General features: G+C 72.8%; 16 protein-coding genes. 5 read left to right on the top strand and 11 right to left on the bottom strand.

Going from position 1 to position 20,415, the window contains the following annotated elements:
- Positions 1-169: 169 nt before the first annotated feature.
- The gene (locus ABZY20_RS07735; RefSeq protein WP_356438055.1) at positions 170-589 is read left to right on the top strand and encodes a VOC family protein; all 420 of its coding nucleotides are present in this window, start codon (positions 170-172) and stop codon (positions 587-589) included.
- Here the strand turns inward: ABZY20_RS07735 and ABZY20_RS07730 are convergent.
- Both ABZY20_RS07730 and ABZY20_RS07725 read right to left on the bottom strand, forming a co-directional pair.
- Positions 561-1,091 (bottom strand): GNAT family N-acetyltransferase, encoded by a 531-nt coding sequence (locus ABZY20_RS07730; RefSeq protein WP_356438052.1) that lies wholly within the window; start codon positions 1,089-1,091, stop codon positions 561-563. The genes ABZY20_RS07735 and ABZY20_RS07730 overlap by 29 nt on opposite strands.
- Before the next feature lie 54 nt (positions 1,092-1,145).
- Complete coding sequence (locus tag ABZY20_RS07725) at positions 1,146-1,319, bottom strand: hypothetical protein (protein WP_356438049.1); 174 nt, start codon at positions 1,317-1,319, stop codon at positions 1,146-1,148.
- A gap of 457 nt (positions 1,320-1,776) precedes the next feature.
- Between ABZY20_RS07725 and ABZY20_RS07720 the strand changes: the two genes are divergently transcribed.
- A complete protein-coding gene (locus ABZY20_RS07720) occupies positions 1,777-2,226 on the top strand; it encodes a hypothetical protein (RefSeq protein WP_356438047.1) in 450 nt (149 codons plus the stop codon).
- A gap of 45 nt (positions 2,227-2,271) precedes the next feature.
- Here the strand turns inward: ABZY20_RS07720 and ABZY20_RS07715 are convergent, their stop codons facing one another.
- From ABZY20_RS07715 to ABZY20_RS07690, 6 genes are all read right to left on the bottom strand, one after another.
- Positions 2,272-3,774 carry an SDR family NAD(P)-dependent oxidoreductase gene (locus ABZY20_RS07715; RefSeq protein WP_356438045.1) on the bottom strand — a complete coding sequence of 501 codons (1,503 nt, stop codon included), beginning with the start codon at positions 3,772-3,774 and terminating at the stop codon, positions 2,272-2,274.
- Between the two features lie 104 nt (positions 3,775-3,878).
- Complete coding sequence (locus tag ABZY20_RS07710) at positions 3,879-5,222, bottom strand: wax ester/triacylglycerol synthase family O-acyltransferase (protein ID WP_356438042.1); 1,344 nt, start codon at positions 5,220-5,222, stop codon at positions 3,879-3,881.
- A 146-nt stretch (positions 5,223-5,368) separates the two neighbouring features.
- A complete protein-coding gene (locus tag ABZY20_RS07705) occupies positions 5,369-7,996 on the bottom strand; it encodes a PA14 domain-containing protein (protein WP_356438040.1) in 2,628 nt (875 codons plus the stop codon).
- A gap of 103 nt (positions 7,997-8,099) precedes the next feature.
- Positions 8,100-9,320, bottom strand: a complete 1,221-nt coding sequence (glgC, locus tag ABZY20_RS07700; protein WP_356438037.1) for a glucose-1-phosphate adenylyltransferase — start codon at positions 9,318-9,320, stop codon at positions 8,100-8,102.
- A 51-nt stretch (positions 9,321-9,371) separates the two neighbouring features.
- Positions 9,372-10,523 carry a glycogen synthase gene (gene glgA, locus ABZY20_RS07695; RefSeq protein WP_356438034.1) on the bottom strand — a complete coding sequence of 384 codons (1,152 nt, stop codon included), beginning with the start codon at positions 10,521-10,523 and terminating at the stop codon, positions 9,372-9,374.
- A 39-nt stretch (positions 10,524-10,562) separates the two neighbouring features.
- Positions 10,563-11,318: a (2Fe-2S)-binding protein gene (locus ABZY20_RS07690; RefSeq protein WP_356438031.1), complete on the bottom strand. Its 756-nt coding sequence runs from the start codon at positions 11,316-11,318 to the stop codon at positions 10,563-10,565.
- A 210-nt stretch (positions 11,319-11,528) separates the two neighbouring features.
- On the opposite strand from ABZY20_RS07690, the gene ABZY20_RS07685 reads away from it, so the two are divergent.
- Complete coding sequence (locus ABZY20_RS07685; protein WP_356438030.1) at positions 11,529-13,013, top strand: DMT family transporter; 1,485 nt, start codon at positions 11,529-11,531, stop codon at positions 13,011-13,013.
- Here the strand turns inward: ABZY20_RS07685 and ABZY20_RS07680 are convergent.
- Positions 13,003-14,301 carry a transglycosylase family protein gene (locus tag ABZY20_RS07680; RefSeq protein ID WP_356438027.1) on the bottom strand — a complete coding sequence of 433 codons (1,299 nt, stop codon included), beginning with the start codon at positions 14,299-14,301 and terminating at the stop codon, positions 13,003-13,005. The two genes, ABZY20_RS07685 and ABZY20_RS07680, sit on opposite strands and share 11 nt — an antisense overlap.
- Before the next feature lie 373 nt (positions 14,302-14,674).
- Between ABZY20_RS07680 and gndA the strand changes: the two genes are divergently transcribed.
- Entirely contained in the window at positions 14,675-16,114 is a 1,440-nt protein-coding gene (gene gndA, locus ABZY20_RS07675) for an NADP-dependent phosphogluconate dehydrogenase (RefSeq protein ID WP_356438025.1), read from the top strand.
- Positions 16,115-16,854: 740 nt separating this feature from the next.
- On the opposite strand, the gene ABZY20_RS07670 is transcribed toward gndA, so the two are convergent.
- A complete protein-coding gene (locus tag ABZY20_RS07670) occupies positions 16,855-17,199 on the bottom strand; it encodes a GNAT family N-acetyltransferase (protein WP_356438022.1) in 345 nt (114 codons plus the stop codon).
- A gap of 21 nt (positions 17,200-17,220) precedes the next feature.
- Positions 17,221-17,640: an aspartate 1-decarboxylase gene (panD, locus tag ABZY20_RS07665; RefSeq protein WP_356438019.1), complete on the bottom strand. Its 420-nt coding sequence runs from the start codon at positions 17,638-17,640 to the stop codon at positions 17,221-17,223.
- A 690-nt stretch (positions 17,641-18,330) separates the two neighbouring features.
- Here panD and ABZY20_RS07660 point away from each other — a divergent pair.
- A complete protein-coding gene (locus tag ABZY20_RS07660; RefSeq protein ID WP_356438017.1) occupies positions 18,331-20,331 on the top strand; it encodes a serine/threonine-protein kinase in 2,001 nt (666 codons plus the stop codon).
- Positions 20,332-20,415 lie beyond the last annotated feature (84 nt).

Here is a 20,415-nt window from a genome sequence, read left to right as displayed (position 1 = left end):
CACGAGTGAGGCGCCCGGCCCCGGCGTGAGCGCGGCGGGGGCGACCCCGCCCGGGCCCCGCCGGGAGCCGCGGAGGGCACGAGCCCCGCCTCCCGTCTCCGTTCCTCGATCCCCCGCGCCTGAGCGGCGCTTCCACACGGACCTTCGAGAACCGGAGACCCATCCACCCATGTCCACCACCCTGCCCAGCCCCGGGCTGCCGACCACGGTCGCCCACCTCGACCACACCGCCGTCTACGCCTCGGACCGCCGGCTCTCGGCGGAGTTCCTGGCGGCCGTGCTCGGTCTGGAGGTCGGCGCCCCCTTCGGCCCCTTCCTGCCCGTCGACCTGGGCAACGGCGTGACGCTCGACTACTACGAGAAGAGCGACGAGCCGGTCCAGCCGCAGCACTACGCGTTCCTCGTGCCCGAGGAGCAGTTCGACACCATGATCGCCCGACTGGAGGCGCTCGGCGTGACGTACTACGCGGACCCGGGCCACACCGAACCGGGGCGGGTCAACGACCTCTTCGGCGGTCGCGGCGCCTACTTCGACGACCCGGACGGCCACAACATGGAGATCATGACCCGGCCGTACGCCCGCCCCTGACCTCCGCCGGGCGGTCGCCCTGCAGCGCGCGGTACATGATGTGCAGCCCCACCAGGCCCTGCCGGGGATGCTCGTACGCCTGTGGCACCGTGCCGAGGATCGTGAAGCCGAGGGAGGTCCAGAGCTTCACGGCGGGGTTGGTCTCGACGACGGCGTTGAACACCATGCCGCGGTACCCGGCGGCCCGGGCCTCGGTCAGGAGGTGCTCGGCGAGGGCCCGGCCGTAGCCGCGTCCGCCCCGGTCGGGGTCGACCATGAAGCCCGCGTTGGCGATCCGGGCGGCGGGGCCACCGTAGTTGGGGGTGAGGTAGGCGGAGGCGACGACCGTGCCGCCGTCGTCCTCGACGACGTAGACGCGCTTGGCCGGGTTCATCCACAGGACCCGGGCCTCCTCCTCGGAGGTTCCCGGGTCCCAGGTGTAGGTCTCGCCCGCGGTGACGATGCGGTGCCAGAAGGGCCAGATGCGAGGCCAGTCGTCAGCCGTTGCTTCCCTGATCAGCATGGGTGCGAGTCTGGCACGCCCGTGCCGGCGGGCCGCCGAGGGGTCCGCGCCCGGTCAGTCGACGCTGGGCAGGATGTGGGGCTCCGCGAGGTCGTCCTCGTAGCCCGCGAGGCGGATCGGGGCCGACCTGGCCCACACGTCGAGACTCCCGAGCTCGTCGGCCCGCCGGCCGGCGCGCTCGCCGCGTTCCTTGGGGCGCTGATCGCGCTTCGTCTTCTCCGGTGTCACCGCGCACTCCTTATGTGTCGGTCACCCTCGGGACGTACGCGCCGCTCCTGCTGCGCCTGACGCCCCGCTCGGGCTCGTATGTCATGTGCAGTTCGGACGCGGTGGCGCCGGTCGACTCACGGGATCGCGGGCCGTGGTGAACCGGCTTGTCCCATGACGGACCGTGGGTGTGGGTAGGACCCCGTGTCGCTGTCCGTCGGCATCAGATTAACCAAATGAGCAACCCCCCGCTCGATGGGGCTGAAAACAACCGGTAACGATCGCGCGTCATCTGCCGTTCCACTAGGGTTTCCGTACTGTTTTATCCCTCAGTGGGCGATTTGCAGATCACTCGTTCGGCGTAGGCAGGTGACGACGGCTTCCAGACGGTTGCGCAGTTCAGGTGCCGTTGGCCGGGGAGAAAGGTCGTCATGCTGCGCTACTGGGGGCAACGGCCGTCGCGCGGGAGGACCGAGGCATGGAGCTGCGCAGCGTCGAGGAACTGATGGATCTGCTGTACGCCTGCCGGGGCACCCGGGACGTACAGGAGGGCGACGGCCCGCCGGTCGACCTGCACGACCACGCGCTGCGCACCGCCGCCCTGCTGCGCCGGGGCCGCCCGGCCGACAAGGAACTCCAAGTGGCCGGGCTGGTCCGGCCGGTCGGGGTGCTGCTGTGGCCCGGCGATCCGGCGGCGCGCGCCGGTCACCTGGCCGACGCGGTCCGCACCCTGCTCGGCGAACGGGTCTCCGGTCTCGTACGCGGCCGCCCCGGCCAGGACGCGGACGCCGGCGACGACCTCCTCGCCCTGCGGGAGGCCGCCCAGGAGGGCCGCGCGGCCCCGTTCGACGCCGGCGTCCTGGAGGACTGGCGCACCGTGCTGCACCTGGTGGCCGCCCGCAACTCCCGCCTGGGAGCACTTGACTGACGGAGCGTCACGAGGCGCGCCCCGCAAGGGCGGGGCCCGAGCCGCCTACCACTTCCCGGGGGCGTAGTCCTTCAGGAACACCCCGTACAGGTCCTCCCCCGCCTCACCGCGCACGACGGGGTCGTACACGCGGGCCGCGCCGTCGATCAGGTCGAGCGGTGCGTGGAAGCCCTCCTCGGCGAGGCGCAGCTTGTCGTAGTGGGGCCGCTCGTCGGTGATCCACCCCGTGTCGACCGAGGTCATCAGGATGCCGTCGGTCTGGAACATCTCCTGGGCGCTGGTGCGCGTCACCATGTTCATCGCGGCCTTGGCGGCGTTGGTGTTCGGGTGGCCCGCGCCCTTGTAGCCGCGCCCGAACACCCCCTCCATCGCCGAGACGTTCACGACGTAGGCCCGGCCGCTCGCCGCCTTCTTCGCCGCCTCGGCCATCGCCGGCCGCAGCTTGCTGATCAGGATGAAGGGTGCGGTGTAGTTGCACAGCTGGGTCTCCAGCAGCTCCACCGGGGAGATCTGCTCGATGGTCTGCACCCAGGTGTTGGTGTCGACGACGTCGGGGACGAGTCCGCCCGCGTCGATGGCCGTGCCGTCGAGGTGCCGCTCGACGCTGGCGTTGCCCGCGACCAGGGCCAGGTCGGCGACCTGCTGCGCGTCGAGGCCGCTGATGCCCTGGGGCAGCGCGGCCAGCCCGTCGACCGCGCCGGAGTTGAAGGCGCCGATGACGTGGTGGGCGGGCAGCTCGCCCGCGGGCAGCGGGGCGCTCTCGCCCTCGACCAGGGCGGCGTACGCGGAGGGCAGCCGGCGCACGGTCTGGGTCGCGTTGTTGACGAGGATGTCGAGCGGGCCCGCCTCGGCGACCTGCTCGGCGAGGGCCACGGCCTGTGCCGGGTCGCGCAGGTCGATGCCGACGACCTCCAGGCGGTGCATCCAGTCCGCGGAGTCGTCCATGGCCTTGAAGCGGCGGATGGCGTCCTTGGGGAAGCGCGTGGTGATGGTGGTGTGCGCGCCGTCGCGCAGCAGCCGCAGCGCGATGTACATGCCGATCTTGGCGCGGCCGCCGGTGAGCAGGGCCCGCTTGCCGCTGAGGTCGGCGCGGGCGTCGCGCTTGGCGCGGTTCACGCGGGCGCAGTCGGGACAGAGCTGGTGGTAGAAGTAGTCGACTTCCACGTAGCGGGTCTTGCAGGTGTAGCAGGAGCGCGGGCGCTGGAGTACCCCCGCGATCCGGCCCTCCTGGGTGCGCGAGGAGGGCAGCAGGCCCTCGGTCTCGTCGTCGATGCGCTGGGCGGAGCCGGTCGCGGTGGCCTCGGTGACCGCCCTGTCGTGGGCGGTCTTGGCGGCCCGGCGCTCCTGGCGGCGGCGCTGCTTGACCATGCGGTAGACGCCCGCGGTGGCCCGGCGCACGGCGATCGCGTCCGGGTGGTCGACCTCCAGCTTGTCGAGTTCCTCGAGCACACTGAGGCAGACGGCCAGCCGCTCGGGGTCGATGCCGGGTCCGTACGAGGGGCCGTTCGCCTCGTCCATGGCCCGCGGGCCGTCCTCTGTCACCGTCATCGCCGCTGCGTTTCCCTGCTGTGCCTCGCGGCGCGCCGGTCGCGCCCGCTTTCGAACGGCGGATTTTACTTCAGCGGCGGGCCGCACCGCCAAACCCGCGTCGATCACGACCGGCAGGCCTTGATCAGCGTCGCCACCTCCTTGGAGAGGGCGGTGGCGAACAGGTCGAGGTCGGGGACCGCCTCGCCGTCGGCGACGAGGCCGTAGTGGACGCTCCCGCGGTACGTCGACACGGCCACCGCCAGCGCGTGGCCGGCGGCCAGCGGGGCGAAGGGGAAGACGGCGGTGAGCGGGTGGCCGCCGAGCTTCAGGCCCAGGCTGGGCAGCGGGACGCTGGTCACGAGGATGTCGAACCAGAGCCGCGCCGCCTGGCCGACCAGGGGGCCGCCGAGCCGGTGGGCGAGGGCGGGGACGTGGTCGGCGAGCAGGGCGACGGCGCCCGCGCCCCGGTTGGGCCCGGCGTCCTTGTTGCGGTCCATGGCGGTGCGGACGCAGGCGAGGCGGGCCAGCGGGTCCGGATCGTCCACCGGAAGCCGTATCAAGTACCCGGAGAGCCGGTTGCCCTGCGGATACGCGGTGCGCGGGCGGCGCTTGGAGACGGGGATCAGGGCGCGGGGCGCGACGTCCCGGCTGCCGTCGCCGCGCTCGTCGAGCCAGCGGCGCAGGGCCCCCGCGACGACGGCGATGAGGACGTCGTTGACGGTGCCGCCGACGGTCTTGCGCACCCGGTGCACGTCGTCGAGGTCGAGGACCACTCCTGTGGTGCGGCGGGTGCCGCTCGGCTCGCAGGTGAGCGCGGGGCTGGAGCGCACCTCCAGGGAGGAGCGGGCGAGGGAGGCGCCGATGTCCAGGGCGCGGCCCACGTCGGACAGGGCGCCGCGCATGAGTCCGGGCAGGTCGCGCACGTCCGGGAGCAGGCCGCGCGGCGGTTCGGCCGGGCGGGGCCGGGGTGCGGGCATGTCCATGGGGTCCATGACGCCCGCGGCGAGGGTCAGGGCCCGCAGCCCGTCGGCCAGGGCGTGGTGGAACTTGAACAGCACCGCGAAGCACACCCCGTCCTCGCCGGGCAGCACATGGGCCTCCCAGGGCGGCCTGCCGCGCTCCAGCGGACGCCCCATGAGCCGGCCCGCCGCGGCCTGGAAGTCGGCGGTCGGCGCGTGCAGCCGGACGTGGTTCAGGGGGTCGAAGTCCGGGTCGGGCTCGCGGGCGGCACCCCCGAAGGCGAGCGGCCGGCGCAGGGCGCCGGGCAGCGGCTGCCACACGTCGCGGATCCGCATGCGCAGTCCGGAGACCCCGGCGGCCCGGGCCGCGAGCAGGTCCGCCGCGTGGGCGCCCGCGGCGGGCGAGTGCGCGGAGAAGACCCCGAGCGCACCGAGGTGCATCGGGTGGTCGGCGGACTCGATGTTCCAGAACGCCAGGTCCAGAGGAGCGAGCAGGTCAGCAGTCAAGGGCTTGCCTCGCGTCGACGACGGGTGGGTCAGCAGTCAACCGCCCCCCGCCGATTACGGTCAAGTACGATCAGGCTACGTACAGTTAACAGCAGATTACGTGTCCCGCCCCGTGATCCGGGGCGGGACACATGGTGCATGTCCGGTCAGTCCAGCACAGGTTGCGGCGCCGGGCACCCCGTGGGTGTCACCCGGGAGGCGTCACGGATCAGCTCCTGGTGGGCCGCCTTCAGCCGTGCCGTGTCGGGTTTCAGCACGGCGCGGTCGTAGGTGAGGAAGCCGTTCAGTTCACCCTCGACGTCCGCGATCTGGGTGTACACGGCGCCGTTGCCGCCCTTGCAGACCAGCGCGCGGACCTCGTCCAGCTTCTCCAGGTAGTCCTCCGTGTAGGTGGCCGGGTCGACGTCGACGTACGACTGCTGCACCGACCAGGCGTGGCCCGGCACCGCGAGGCCCAGGCCGCCGTACTCGCCGCTGACCAGGGCGCGCTCCCCGTCGGGGCGGGGCGGCAGGGCGGGGCTCGGGTAGCCGTGCTCGTCCATGATGTCGCCGGTTCCGCCGTCGGCGCCGAGGTTCAGCCCGGACTGGCCGTTGACCAGCCGGGTGGGGTCCCATGCCTTGGCCTGCTCGGCGATCCGGCCGACGTCGTACTGGCCCCAGCCCTCGTTGAAGGTCACCCACATGACGACCGACGGGCTGCTGCTGTGCTCGTCGATCATCTCCTTCAGCTCGCGCTCGTAGCGGGCGCGGGAGGAGGCGCTCGGGTTCACCCCGGCCGTCATCGCGGGCATGTCCTGCCACACCAGCAGCCCGAGCCTGTCGGCCCAGTAGAACCAGCGGTCCGGCTCGACCTTGATGTGCTTGCGCACCGAGTTGAAGCCGAGCCGCTTGTGCGCCTTCAGGTCGTAGGCCAGGGCCTCGTCGGTGGGTGCGGTGTGCAGGCCGTCGGGCCAGAAGCCCTGGTCGAGGGTGGCCATCATGAACACCGGCTCGCCGTTGAGGACCGTGCGCGGGACGCCGTTCACCTTCTCGACGGCGATGGAGCGCATGCCGAAGTAGCTGCCGACCCGGTCGCCGCCGACCGTGACCTTCAGGCCGTAGAGGAACGGGTCGTCGGGCGACCACAGGTGCGGGTCGCGGACGGTCAGCGTCAGCGGGCCGCCGGTGCGGCCGCTCGCCGTGGCCACCTTGCGCCGGCCGTCGTACGCCGTCGCCGTGATCGGCACGCCGTCCCGGACGCCCCGGGCCTCGACGGTGACCTTCTCGCCGGCCACGTCGGGCGTGATCTTGAGGGAGTCGACGTGGTCGCGGGCCACCGGCTCCATCCAGACCGTCTGCCAGATGCCGGAGGACGGGGTGTACCAGATGCCGCTGGGGTCCAGGCGCTGCTTGCCCAGCGGCGGGTTCTCCCCGGAGGCGGCGTCGGTCGGGTCGTACACGCCGACGATGAGCTCCTGGGTGCGGCCGGGCTCGAGCGCGTCGGTGACGTCGGCGCTGAACTTGTCGTAGCCGCCCTCGTGCGTGGCGACCTTCGTGCCGTTGACGTAGACCTCGGAGCGCCAGTCGACGGCGCCGAAGTTGAGCCTGAGCCGCTTGCCGGAGCCGATCCGCCAGTCGGCGGGGACGGTGAAGGTGCGGCGGTACCACATGCGGTCCTCGTGCCGCTCGATGCCGGAGAGCTGGGACTCCACCGGGTACGGGACGAGGATGCGCTCCTTCAGCGTCCTGCCGACGGGCGGCTGCTCGCCCTCCTCGGCGGCGGCGAACTGCCAGCGGCCGTTGAGGCTGCGCCAGGCGTTGCGGGTCAGCTGCGGGCGCGGGTACTCCGGGAGGGCGTTGTCCGGTCCGACCTCGCCGGCCCAGCGGGTGCGCAGCTGGTGGGTCGAGTGGTTCGGGCCGGACGACCAGAACTCTTTGACAACGTTGCCGTCGGTGTCGGTGAGGCCTCCTTCCCCGTCGTAGCGGACGTCGGCCGTGCCGCGGGCCGTGCCGGTCTTGTTGCCGACGACGGGCTCGTCGAGGGCGACCAGGAGGGCGGTGGGGTCGGCCGGGTCGAGGCGGGCCTCCCCCAGGGGCCAGGCGGCGCCGCCGATCACGGCGTCCAGGTGGCCGGTGAAGCCCGCCGGGGGTGCGGTGAGCTCCTGGGCGAAGTCGAGCTTCAGGGTGCGGCCGGTGGGCTGCACGGTGGCCGCGAGGGCGCCGTCGTAGTCGAAGCCGTCGGGCAGGCGGAAGGCCGACTGCGGGACGGGGGCCTTGGCGGCGCCGGGCTGGGTCCAGCGCAGGTGGAGGTTGGAGCCGCCGTAGTGCTCGAAGTACTCGACCTTGAGGTCGTAGGCCCGGCCGGCGGTCAGCTCGACGGGCTCGGCGGTCTGTTCGCGGTCCCAGTCGTCGACCCAGTGGTCGATGGCGAGCCGGCCGTCGATCCAGAGGCGGAAGCCGTTGTCGGCGGTGAGGGAGAAGGTGTGCGGCCCGGTCTTCTCCGGGACGATCTTCCCGGTCCAGCGGACGCTGACGTCGTCGGACCTGCCGGTGGTGAAGGCCAGGCGCGGTTCCAGGTTGTCGAAGTCGAGGTCCTGGTCGAAGGTCGTCGCCTTGAGGGTGTGGAAGTCGAAGGCGCCGGGGGCGGAGTGGGTGTAGTACTCGCCCTTGAGGCCGTGGATCCCGGCCGGGTCGGCGGGGTCGTCGGCGAGGGCGGGGGCGGCGGTCAGGCCCGTGAGGGCGAGGAGTGCGGCGAGCAGTAACGCGAGCCGGTCTCTGAGGCGTCCGGTACGCACGGATCCTCCGTTACAACGTTGTCATGTACAGGAGGTGGCATGACAACATGGATTCCGCTTCTTCGTCCAGAGCCAGGACAAAGTCCGTCCCGGCCACAGCCCGTCAGGTGACCAGCTGGCCCTTCCCGAGCGCGATGACCCCGCCCTTGGAGACCGAGTACAGCTCCGCGTCCCGCTCCGGGTTGACGCCGATCGTCGCGCCCGGCGGCACCTCGACGTTCTTGTCCAGGACGGCGCCGCGCACCACCGCACCCCGGCCGATGTGCACGTTGTCGTGCAGCACCGACCCCTGCACCACGGCCCCCGGGTCGACCACCACGCCCGGCGACAGCACCGATCGCGTGACCTGCCCGCGCACCAGGCAGCCCGCGCTGATGATGGACTCGCTGGCGATGCCGCCGGCGTTGAAGCGGGCCGGCGAGAGCTGGTACGAGTGCGTGTAGATCGGCCAGCTGCGGTTGTACAGGTTGAAGGCGGGCCGCTCGGCGATCAGGTCCATGTGGGCCTCGTAGTACGCGTCCAGCGTCCCGACGTCCCGCCAGTAGCCCTGGTCGCGGGTGGTCTCGCCGGGCACGTGGTTGTCGCTGAAGTCGTACAGCGCGGCCTCGCCCCGGTCGGTCAGCTGGGGCAGGATCGAGCCGCCCATGTCGTGCACGGAGGACTCGTCCTCGGCGTCCCGCCGGAGCGCCTCGATGAGGGCCTTGGTGGTGAAGATGTAGTTGCCCATCGAGGCGAAGACGGAGTTGGGGTCGTCCGCCAGGCCGGGCGGGGCCGACGGCTTCTCCAGGAAGCGCTCCACCGTCTGGCCGTCCGAGCCCGGCGTGATCACACCGAAGGACGAGGACTCGGTGCGCGGCACCCGGATCCCGGCCACCGTCACACCCGCCCCGCTCTCGATGTGCTGGGTGAGCATCTGGCGCGGGTCCATGCGGTAGACGTGGTCGGCACCGAAGACGGCGACGTACTCGGGGCGCTCGTCGTAGATCAGGTTCAGCGACTGCAGGATCGCGTCGGCGCTGCCCAGGTACCAGCGGGGGCCCAGGCGCTGCTGGGCGGGGACGGGCGTGACGTAGTTCCCGAGGAGGTTGGACATCCGCCAGGTGGTGGTGATGTGCCGGTCCAGCGAGTGCGACTTGTACTGCGTCAGCACGCAGATGCGCAGCACGTCGGCGTTCACGAGGTTGGACAGCACGAAGTCGACCAGGCGGTACGTGCCGCCGAAGGTCACCGCCGGTTTGGCCCGGTCCGCGGTCAGGGGCATCAGCCGCTTGCCCTCGCCGCCCGCCAGCACGATCCCCAGGACCGAAGGACCACCACCACGCATGGCCGCTCCCCTCACGCCGATTTCCCTCTGCCTGCCCCCGAGCAGTACCCGCTAAGCCTGTTTGACGATCTCCTCGTAGAGCCGGACCGTGCGGCGGGCCACCGCGTCCCAGCCGAACTCGCCGACCGCGCGCTCCCGCCCGGCCTCGCCCATCCGCCGCGCGGCCCCCGGATCGCCGAGGACGGTGTCCATGGCCCGGGCGAGCCCTGCCTCGAAGCCGTCACCGGCCGGGACGAGCAGTCCGGTCCGGCCGTCGTCCACGACCTCGGGGATGCCGCCGACCGCCGAGGCCACCACGGGCGTGCCGCAGGCCATCGCCTCCAGGTTCACGATGCCGAGCGGCTCGTACACCGAGGGGCAGACGAACAGCGCGGCGTGCGTCAGGAGCTGGATGACCTCCGGGCGCGGCAGCATCCTCGGGATCCAGAACACGCCGTCGCGGACCTCGCTCAGCTCCGCGAACAGCTCGCGGAACTCCCGGTCGATCTCCGGCGTGTCCGGCGCGCCCGCGCACAGCACGACCTGGGCGGCCGGGTCGATGCCGCGCACCGCGCGCAGCAGGTGGGGCACGCCCTTCTGCCGGGTGATGCGGCCGACGAACAGCACGTACGGGCGGGAGCGGTCCAGGCCGATCCGGTCCAGGGCGTCCGAGCCGTGGTCGGGGCGGTACAGGCTCGTGTCGATGCCGTTGTGCACGACGTGGACCTTCTCCGGGTCCAGCGCCGGGTAGCAGCCGAGGATGTCCTCGCGCATGGCCGAGGAGACGGCGATCACCGCGTCGGCGGCCTCGATCGCGGTGCGCTCGGCCCAGCTCGACAGCTCGTAGCCGCCGCCGAGCTGCTCGGCCTTCCAGGGGCGCAGCGGCTCCAGGGAGTGCGCGGTCATCACGTGCGGGATGCCGTACAGCAGCTTGGCGAGGTGGCCGCCGAGGTTGGCGTACCAGGTGTGGGAGTGGACCAGCTCGCGGCCCTCCAGGGCGGCGGCCATGGCGAGGTCCACGGAGAAGGTGCGCAGCGCGTCGTTCGCCCCGTCGAGGGCGGACCAGGGCCGGTGGCGCCGGACGCCGTCGACGCGGCCCTCGCCCCAGCAGTGCACGTCGAGGTCGACGAGCGGTCTCAGCTCCCTCGCGAGGAACTCCACGTGGACGCCCGCGCCGCCGTACACATCCGGCGGGTACTCCCGGGTCAGCAGTCCCACTCGCACCCGCAACTCCCTGCTCTCAGCGGCCGTTCCCTTTCATGGTCACCCAGATGGGGCGCCCGGGGAAGAGCGAGGCGGACTTGTGAAGCAACAGTCGCCGCAGACGCCCCCGCCGGGCACCCGGTAGTACAGGCAGCAGCTGCGGCGCCGGAAGGCCGTGCCGGTGAGCGTTCCGGCGCCGTCGAGCAGGGGGTGGGCGAGGAGTCCGGCCGTCAGGGAGCGGGCGCGGGCCGCGATGTCGCCGCGGTCGTTCCGCCGGGCCCAGCGGTCGAGTTCGCGTGCGGCGCCCGCCAGCGCGGAGGCCGCGTTGCCGCGCAGCAGGCCCGGGGCGAGGCGGTGGTGGACGCGCAGGGCCGCCGCCAGGGGTTCGAGGTGACCGCGCAGCACGGTGTCCGCGAGCCGGCCGGGATCCGCGGGCGAGGACCGCACGCCGGACAGCCACAGGTCGTCGGGGGCGCTGCCGTCCGGGTCCCAGCGCAGCAGCCGGGCGTCGAGGTCGGGGAGGCGGCCGTACAGCGCGGCGCAGCCCAGCGCGACCGACCAGAGCCGGGCCGCCAGGCCCTGGTGGGCCACGGACGCGGCGACGCGCGGCTCCGGGGTGCGCAGGGCGTGCGCGACCTTGCGCACCCGGAAGTTCAGCGGATTTCGTGACACCTCCGGTGACCTCTGTGCGTAGGCCTGTGCGAGAGTGGGAAGGGACCCGGCCGGCGTTCCCCCCGTGCGCAGGACGAAGAAGCCGCCGAGCGGCCGGAGCGCGGCGAGGTCGGGGTCGAGGTCCACGAAGAGCAGTAGTACCAAGGCCCCTAAGGGATGCGACCAGGGGACCCCCCACCGGCGGCGCCCACCCTGGGGATGACCGGGTTCTCCTCGTACTCCATCGGCAGTAGGACCCAATGAGTGCTCAGGGACGACGACGGGAACACCTGGACACGGCAGGGTGTTGGTCATGAAAGCCGACCTTTCGCCGCGCCGGGCCGAGCGCCCCCGCCAGACGCAGAGGAGCAGCCGATGAGCGCCCTCGCGTTGTCCGTCCTGCTGTCCCTCGTCTCCGCGTTCGCCTACGCGGGCGGGGCGATCGTGCAGGAGCGGGTGGCGGAGTCGTCGCCGGGTGAGCAGTACGCGCCGCTGCGGCGGCCGGGCTGGTGGGCGGCGGTCGCGCTGAACGGCCTCGGCGGACTGCTGCACGTGGTGGCGCTGGCCTACGGTCCGCTGAGCCTGGTGCAGCCGCTGGGCGCGCTGACCATCGTGGTGGCGCTGCCGATGGCGGCCCTCTTCGTCGGCCGCAGGGCCGGTGCCACGGCCTGGCGGGGCGCGATCATGGCGACGGTCGGTCTCGCCGGTCTGCTGTCCCTGGTCGCCGCGTCCGACGCGCAGTCGCTGAACGCGGCGGAGCGGGTGGCGGTGGCCCTGGTCACCGCGGGCGTGGTCGTGTCGCTGATGATCGCCGCGCGGGCCGCGCACCGGCACCCGGCGGTCCGCAGCATGCTGCTGGCGACGGCCTCGGGCATCGCGTTCGGCATGTCCTCGGTGTTCACCAAGACCGTCGCGGTCGACTGGACCGGCGGCGTGTCGGCGGCGGACGTGCCCTCCCTCGCCGTGATCGGCGTCCTGGCCACGGCCGGCATGCTGCTGTCGCAGGCGTCCTACCGGGGTGCCGGCCTCGCGGCCCCGCTGGCCACGCTGACGGTCGTGAACCCGGTGGTGGCGGCCGCGGTCGGCATCACCATGTTCGGCGAGACCTTCCGCTACGGCACGACCGGCACGGCGCTGGCCCTGAGCTGCGGCGTGGTGGCGGCCGGCGGTCTGATCCTGCTGACGACGGAACGGCTCGCCCGGACCCAGCCGGAGCACGAGGCGGCGCAGCCGGAGACGGAGTCGGCCGGGAGGCAGCCGGTCGCGGTGGCGGCGGGTCGCGGGACGAGCATCGGCAGGGCGGTCCTCGACGCGGAGACGGGTCGCCGGACGAGCATCGGGGCGGGCCTCGGGGCGGAGGCGGTTCGCCGGACGAGCATCGGGGCGGACCTGGACGCGGACCTCGTGGCGACGGGCGTCCTGGGCGGTCGCGCGGACGGGCCGGCCGGGAGCCCGCGGGAGATCCCGGAGACGGTGGGAGCGCTGTGCGGGGTGGCGGAGCGGGCCGGGCCGTCTCCGGTCGGCATGCCGTCGGCAGCCGGCGGGCCCGGCGTCCCCCTGGCACTGACACCGGACGGCACCGCTGCCCCCGCCGACCCGGGCGGGCCGCCCGACCCCGCTGCCGCCGGGCCGGACGCCGCGCCCGGGGGCAGCGGTCCGCTGCTCGCCGAGGACCTGCTTGTCGACGACCTGCTCGTGCCGGGGCCGGCAGCCCCCGCCGGGCCGGACGCGGCGTACGGCGGCGGGGCGGCGCCGGGGCCCGCCGACGACCGGCACCCGCTCTCCTACGTGCCCTTCTACGGCGTCCCGTACGTGCCGCTGCCCGCGGTGAACCGGCACCGCACGCGCGTCAGATCCTGACGCCGCCGGCCCTGAGGTACGCCACGGGGTCGACGTCCGAGCCGAAACCGGGCCCCGTCCGCACCTCGAAGTGCAGATGCGGGCCCGAACTGTTGCCCGTGGAGCCGGACCGGCCGATGCGCTGGCCGGCGCTCACCGTCTGCCCGTCCCGTACGGAGATCGCCGACAGATGGGCGTACTGGCTGTAGCGGCCGTCGGCGTGCCGGATCACGACCTGGTAGCCGAACGAGCCGCCCCACCCCGCGCTGACGACGCTGCCCGAGGCGACCGACTTCACGGACGTGCCGGTGGGCACGGGGAAGTCGATGCCGGTGTGGTAGCCCTTCGACCAGGACGAGCCCGCCTTGCGGTAGGGCGTGCCCAGGGAGGCGCCGACCGGGGCGACGAGTCCCTGCCGGGTGGCCGTGGACCGGGCCGCGCGCTCCTTGCGCTCGTCCTCGGCCCGGTCCTTGCGCTGGTCCCTCGCCCGGTCCTTGCTCTCGACCTTGGCCCGCTCCTTGGCGGCCTCCTTGGCGCGCTCCTTCCCACGCTCCTCGGACGGCTTGTGCGGGACGGGCCGGGCCGACTCGGACGGCTTGGGCGCCGGACGCGTCTTCGCCGCGCCCTCGCCGCGCAGCGCGAGCCGCTGGCCGGGCACGATCAGGTCGGGATCGGCCCCGATGGTCGAGCGGTTGGCCGTGTACAGGCCCCGCCAGCCGCCCCGGACGTCCTGGTCCGAGGCGATGCCGGAGAGCGTGTCGCCGCGGACGACCGTGTACATCTCGGCCTTGCCCGCCCGGGACTGCGGTGTGGACTGCGGCCGTACGTCCTCGACGGAGGTCCTGGCCTTCTTCCGCGCGTCGCGCTCGGTGCCCTTCCCGGTCTCCTGCCTCGTGCTCCCGGAGGCCGGGCGGATGTCGGGCTCGGCACCGCCCCGGGTCAGCCCGGCCCGTACCGAGCACACCGGCCAGGCGCCCGGGCCCTGCCCGTCCAGCACCTTCTCGGCGACGGCGATCTGCTGGTCCTTGGTGGCGAGGTCGGCGCGTGCCGCGTAGGCCCGGCCGCCGTACGCCTCCCAGGTGGACTGGGTGAACTGCAGCCCGCCGTAGAAGCCGTTGCCGCTGTTGATGTCCCAGTCGTTGCTCGACTCGCAGGCGGCGACCTTGTTCCAGGTGCCCACGTCCGCCGCGTGGACGGTGCCGGCGCCCAGGAACGGGAGCGCCATCCCCGCGCCGCCCGCCGTGACGGTGAGTGAGGCGCGGTTGATCCTGTTCGGCTGATACCGGCGGTGCCGGCCGCGTACGGCCATCGATTGCCCCCCCTAGACATGCGTCAGGAGGGGCAAAAGTAAGCGCGGCGAACCGGCCGGAACAAGACGGCTATCGGCCGCCCGGGAGTCACAAATGGCCGGTATGAGGCCCCTGTTGCGCGACGTGCGCCCCGGCGGTGCACCGCGTACGCCACGCGGTGCACGGGTGCGGCGTACGCGGGGACGCGTGCCTCGGCTGAGTGCCCCGGGTGCTCTCGTGCGTATGGTCCTGCGCCATGCCGTCCCGCCCCGCGCCACGCCGCACGACCCGCGCGTGCGGACGCGGGTGGAGCACGACAGGATGGTCGCCGGGGGTCGTGCCGGCGGGCATGCCCCGGCAGCACCTATACCGAGGTCTTTAGGAGCGAACCGAATGAGCAGTACAGCGCAGATCGGCGTCACGGGTCTCGCGGTCATGGGCCGCAACCTCGCCCGCAACTTCGCCCGCAACGGCTACACGGTGGCGGTGCACAACCGGACGCCCTCACGCACGCACGCCCTGGTCGAGGAGTTCGGCGGGGAGGGCGAGTTCATCGCGTGCGAGAGCGCGAAGGACTTCGTGGCCGCGCTGGAGCGGCCGCGCCGGCTGGTGGTGATGGTGAAGGCCGGTGAGCCGACAGACGCGGTGATCCAGGAGTTCGCGCCGCTGCTGGAGCCCGGCGACATGATCATCGACGGCGGCAACGCGCACTTCGCCGACACCCGGCGCCGCGAGCGGGACCTGCGCGAGCAGGGCATCCACTTCGTCGGCATGGGCGTCTCCGGCGGCGAGGAGGGCGCGCTGAACGGCCCGAGCATCATGCCGGGCGGCCCGAAGGAGTCCTACGACTCGCTGGGCCCGATGCTGGAGAAGATCTCGGCCAAGGCGGCCGACGGCACGCCGTGCGTCTCCCACGTCGGCCCCGACGGCGCCGGGCACTTCGTGAAGATGGTGCACAACGGCATCGAGTACGCGGACATGCAGCTCATCGGCGAGGCGTACCAGCTGCTGCGGGACGTCGCCGGGTACTCCCCCGCCGAGATCGCGGACATCTTCCGCACCTGGAACCAGGGCCGTCTCGACTCCTACCTGATCGAGATCACCGCCGAGGTGCTCTCCCACGTGGACGCGGAGACGGGCAAGCCGTTCGTGGACGTGGTGGTGGACCAGGCCGAGCAGAAGGGCACCGGCCGCTGGACGGTCCAGATCGCCCTCGACCTGGGCGTTCCGGTGTCCGGCATCGCGGAGGCCGTGTTCGCGCGCTCCCTCTCCGGCCACGCGGAGCTGCGGGAGGCCTCGCGGGGGCTGGCCGGCCCGCAGGCGAAGCCGCTGGGCGAGGCGGAGGCCCGGGCCTTCGCCGACCGGGTGGAGCAGGCGCTGTACGCGTCGAAGATCGTGTCGTACACGCAGGGCTTCCACGAGATCGACGCGGCGCGCGGTGAGTACGGCTGGGACATCGACCTGGGCGCGGTGTCCGCGCTGTGGCGTGGCGGCTGCATCATCCGCGCGGCCTTCCTGGACCGGATCCGCGCGGCCTACGACGCCCGGCCCGACCTGCCGAGCCTGCTGTCGGACGCGACGTTCGCGCAGGAGATCGCCGACGCCCAGGACGACTGGCGCGAGGTGCTGGTCGCCGCGACCCGCCAGGGCGTACCGACGCCGGGCTTCGCCGCGGCCCTCGCCTACTACGACGCCCTGCGCGCGGAGCGGCTGCCGGCGGCGCTGACGCAGGGGCAGCGGGACTACTTCGGTGCGCACACCTACCGGAGGGTGGACCGGGACGGGTCGTTCCACACGCTGTGGGGCGGGGACCGGTCGGAGGTCTCCGCGTAGGCGCTCCGCATAGGCGCTTGCGTAGGCGCTCTGTGCCGGGATGACGGTGAACGGGCCGGTGGACAGCCGTGGATCGGCGGCTGTCCACCGGCCCGTTCCGTCGGTAGGTGGCGTGCTGCGGTGCCGTCGCTCAGGACAGCGGGGGCCCGGGCTCGGGGTTCGGTACGGGCTCCGGTCCCGGGGGGATCGGGGACGGGTCGGGGCCCGGCACGGGACCGGGACCGGGGCCCGGGGGCGTGGGCCCCGGGGGCGTCGGGCCGGGTGGGGGCGGGGTGGGCCCCGGCGGCGGGGTGGGCGACGGCGGGGGCGGCGTCGGCTCGGGCCCCGGCGGGGGCTGCGGGTTCGGCACCGGATCGGGGCCCGGGGGCTCCGGGGGCTGGGGCTCCGGGCCCGGTGTCGGTGCCGGCGACACGGGGTCGGGATACGGGTCGGTCATCAGGTCCTCCAGCCAGTGGATCGACTCCGGCTCTGGACTACTCCCCCGCCTACCCGACAGCGGCTTCGGCAGTCACCCCGTGGCGGGACGGGGTGGGGGCCAGATGGGGGTAGCGGGGGGTGCTGGGGGCGGTGGGGGTTGGTGGGGAAGCGGCGGGGGGGGCCGGGGCGGCAGGGCTGCCCCGGCCCCGCCGGTGGAGGGGCGTCACGGAACCGGTCGTGGAGACAGGTCGCGGAACTGATCGTGGAGACGGGCCGCGGGACCGGTCGCAGGTTCGTCGTCAGCCCCGGGCGCAGGCTCGTCGTCAGAACCTGCCCGGATGGACGGCCAGCCAGCCCTTCGCCGCCGTCAGCAGGTCCTGGCCCGCCGGTGGGGCCTCGTCCGGATGGCGTTCGGCCCACTTGGCGACGTAGGGGCAGAGCGGGGCGACCGCGCTGTCCTCCCGGGCGGCGATGCCGTACAGCTCGCGGGCGAGGGAGCCCGCGATGCCCTTGCCCTCGTGGGCCGGCTCGACGATCGTGTGGACGGGGACGAGGGCGCGCTCGGGACTGTCGAGGACGAAGTACTCGATGCGGCCGACCACTTCACCGTCCGCCACGGCCTCCAGACGGCCCGCCGCCCGGTCGTCACGGATCTCCGTGTCGCTCATTCCCACGCTCCTCTGTGTCGGTCAGCCACTGACGGCCTGCGGGCTGCGCTGCTGGTCCGTGCCGGGTACCGGCTCGGACGGGTCGGCGCCCAGGGCCACGATCCGGTTGTCGCGGTCCACGTGCACGACCCGGGGCGTGAGTGCCCGCGCCTCGGCGTCCGTCACCTGGGCGTAGCTGATGATGATGACGAGGTCGCCGGGGTGCACGAGGTGCGCGGCGGCGCCGTTGATCCCGATGACGCCGGAACCGCGCTCGCCCTCGATGACGTACGTCTCCAGCCGGGCGCCGTTGGTGATGTCCACGATGTGCACCAGCTCGCCGGGCAGCAGGTCGGCGACGTCGAGCAGATCGGCGTCGATGGTCACGGATCCCACGTAGTGCAGGTCGGCCTGGGTGACGGTGGCGCGGTGGATCTTGGACTTGAACATCGTACGAAGCATGAGGAAACTCCCGGTTCGTCTGCTCCCTGCCTGCCGTGCAGGTCAAGGGCGGTGCCCGCAGCGTACAACCATTCGCATGTCCGGTCAGCTGTCGCCGGGTGTCTCCGGACTCACATTGATCTTTGCTGACGTCCCTGCCGGTCGAGACCTCAGCGAGCCGCGACTCTCGTGGGGGCGTGCACGGACACCGGCCGGCGCATCCGCGCCCGATGCACCGCATCTCCAGTCGCTCCGCCCTGACATCGGCGGACAACGGCGCCTGACAAGACGTAGATTCAGCCGACGGCCACTCCCTGCCCGGGAAGCGCCGGACATGCAACGAGCCGTGCTCCTCCTTTCCGGCGACGGTCTTCGCAGAAGACGGTGAAGGGATCCGCGAGGCAGCGGACTGGTTCGTGGGGGCGGCGGCGCTGGATCTCGCGAGGCGGGACTGGATGCCGTCGGAGACGTCGACAGGGGGACAACCGTCATGCGACTCATGAACGACCTCACGCTGACCCGCGACAGGCGGCATTCGTCTGCTTCCGGATCATGCCGGTGCTGCGGCACATCGGCTGGCTGTGGTCCGACGACGTATGAGGGAGGTGGGCACCTGTGGCGAGCGGGCCGCACAGGCAAGACCGATCTTTCCCTGAACGCCCATTGGATCACCGACCTGTTCAGGTCGGATGCACAGGCAAGGAAGTGCGCGTGAGTGAGAACGGCTCCGGCGGAAGAGTTCAGCCGGCGCGCCCCGGCGATCCCACCCTCATAGGCCCCTACCGCATCATCGGCCGCCTCGGCGCCGGAGGCATGGGCACCGTGCACGCCGGGGTCACCTCCGACGGAACACGTGTGGCAGTCAAGGTCGTCCATCCCGAGTACGCCCAGGATCCCGAGTTCCGGGCCAGGTTCCGGCGTGAGGTGGAACTGTCCTCGCGGGTCACCGGGCCTCATCTCGTCCCGCTGCTCGCCGCCGACCCGGAAGCGCACCTACCGTGGCTGGCCACCGCCTATGTGCCGGGGCCGACGCTGGACCAGCATGTGAGCGCGCACGGGTCTCTGAGGGAGGGGAGCCTCTACGCTTTCGCCGCCGCCACGGCGCAGGCGCTGGCCGCCGTTCACGCCGCGGCGGTGGTGCACCGGGACGTGAAGCCGCAGAACGTCCTCCTCACCCCCGCCGGGCCTCGTGTGCTGGACTTCGGCATCGCCCGTGCCGGCGACGGCACCAGCGTCACCCGCACCGGTGTGATGACCGGTACCCCCGGCTGGATCAGTCCCGAGCAATACCGTCAGGGCACCGCAACTCCGGCGGGGGACGTGTTCGCGTGGGGAGCGCTGGTGGCCTATGCGGCCACCGGGCGTCTGCCGTTCGGGGCGGGCGCGCCCGATGTGGTGGCCTTTCGCGTGATGTCGGGTGAGGCGGACCTGGAGGGCGTCCCCGCCACGCTGCGCGGGATCGTGGAGGCGGCCCTGGCGCAGGAACCGGCTGACCGCCCGTCGGCAGCCGAGGCCGCCCAGGCCTGCGCGGCCCTGCTGGCCGCCCAGGTCACCCAGGTGGTGCGCTCCGACGCGATGCCGGCAACGACCGTCGACATGGTCGCTTCGGCGTGGGACGTACCCGCCGGGGACGATCCCGCCTGGCCCCTGCCCCCGGGTGGCGGCCGTTCACGCAAGCGCCTGGCCGGCGCGATCGTTCTCGTGGCTGGCGTCATCGGTGGCTTGGCCGGAGGCGCGGCGTCGCTGTTGCCCCTGGACGCCGAAACCGGCCCCAAGGCCTCTGCCCCGCACTCCTCCGCGGCCGGATCCCCGCAGCCTTCGGCGAGCACCGCGCAGGCCGATACGGCCGCGGAACGTCAGACGACCGAGAGCGGTTCGGCGACCGTGAAGAGCTGGGAGCAGGCGCGGCCCGCGGAGGGCGCGGCCGAGCATGACGTCGCGCGCGCCGTTCTGCACGACGAGGGTGTGGTGGCACAGGACCTCAGCGGCGGCATCGACTTCGACCCGGGGGCCGTGCGGTTTCACCCGTCGCGCGGCGAGGTCTACCTCTCGTACACGCTGGCCTCCGACGAGCAGGGGGCACTGTACGCCGAGACGGAGATCGCCGGCACCATGTGTCTGACGCTGCGGGATGTCGTTCTCCGCCTTCATGCGGATCTGCCGTATCGCAAGTACATCCTGGTCAAGACGGGGAGCGGCCGGAGTCCCCACATCACATGGCAGGACGACTTCGTCACGAACGCAGGGTGCCGGTCGGCGGCCGACGACGACACCGGGCAGGTCCCCGTCGGCCCCCCGCAGGACTGGGAGCCGGACGAAGACGGTCTCGGCCTGGCGATGATCCCGAGCACGGACCGCGCCGAGATCCGGGTCGCGGACGGGGCCGCCCGGCAGATCATCGCGGGTGCCAACGGCATGCGCCAGAGCCTCGGCACCGATCGGGTACTCGGGAACGCGGAGATCAAGGTGGGCTTCGATCCGGTCGGATCGGTGATGTACGTCTGGTCGGACTACGTGCAGTGGAACGAGCAACAGGTCGAGTCCTGGGCGGACATGGCCGCCGGCAAGGCATGCCGAGCCCTCGTGAGCGAATCGCGGAGTGCGGGCGGCGCATGGCCGTACCACCGCTACGCGGTGGCGGAGATCGGCGGATCCGGCTACCTGATGATCCGCTGGGGCACGGCCACTGCGCAGGCCGATTGCCCTGCGTGAGGCGCAGGGGCGGCGTTGGCGCGTTGCGGTTCGGCGGCCGGGCCGGTGTGCTGGTCCCCCACACGGGTTGGCCCGCCGACGAGG

The organism is Streptomyces sp. NPDC006624, assembly GCF_040611555.1.
GTDB lineage: Bacteria > Actinomycetota > Actinomycetes > Streptomycetales > Streptomycetaceae > Streptomyces.
Note: the sequence above shows the minus strand (reverse complement) of the source record. Positions and strands in the feature narration are given on the sequence as shown.

Coding starts and splice junctions, on each gene's coding strand:
- ABZY20_RS07735 (WP_356438055.1), top strand. CDS start 170: ATGTCCACCACCCTGCCCAGCCCCGGGCTGCCGACCACGGTCGCCCAC.
- ABZY20_RS07730 (WP_356438052.1), bottom strand. CDS start 1,091: ATGCTGATCAGGGAAGCAACGGCTGACGACTGGCCTCGCATCTGGCCC.
- ABZY20_RS07720 (WP_356438047.1), top strand. CDS start 1,777: ATGGAGCTGCGCAGCGTCGAGGAACTGATGGATCTGCTGTACGCCTGC.
- ABZY20_RS07715 (WP_356438045.1), bottom strand. CDS start 3,774: ATGACGGTGACAGAGGACGGCCCGCGGGCCATGGACGAGGCGAACGGC.
- glgC (WP_356438037.1), bottom strand. CDS start 9,320: ATGCGTGGTGGTGGTCCTTCGGTCCTGGGGATCGTGCTGGCGGGCGGC.
- ABZY20_RS07685 (WP_356438030.1), top strand. CDS start 11,529: ATGAGCGCCCTCGCGTTGTCCGTCCTGCTGTCCCTCGTCTCCGCGTTC.
- ABZY20_RS07680 (WP_356438027.1), bottom strand. CDS start 14,301: ATGGCCGTACGCGGCCGGCACCGCCGGTATCAGCCGAACAGGATCAAC.
- gndA (WP_356438025.1), top strand. CDS start 14,675: ATGAGCAGTACAGCGCAGATCGGCGTCACGGGTCTCGCGGTCATGGGC.
- ABZY20_RS07670 (WP_356438022.1), bottom strand. CDS start 17,199: ATGAGCGACACGGAGATCCGTGACGACCGGGCGGCGGGCCGTCTGGAG.
- panD (WP_356438019.1), bottom strand. CDS start 17,640: ATGCTTCGTACGATGTTCAAGTCCAAGATCCACCGCGCCACCGTCACC.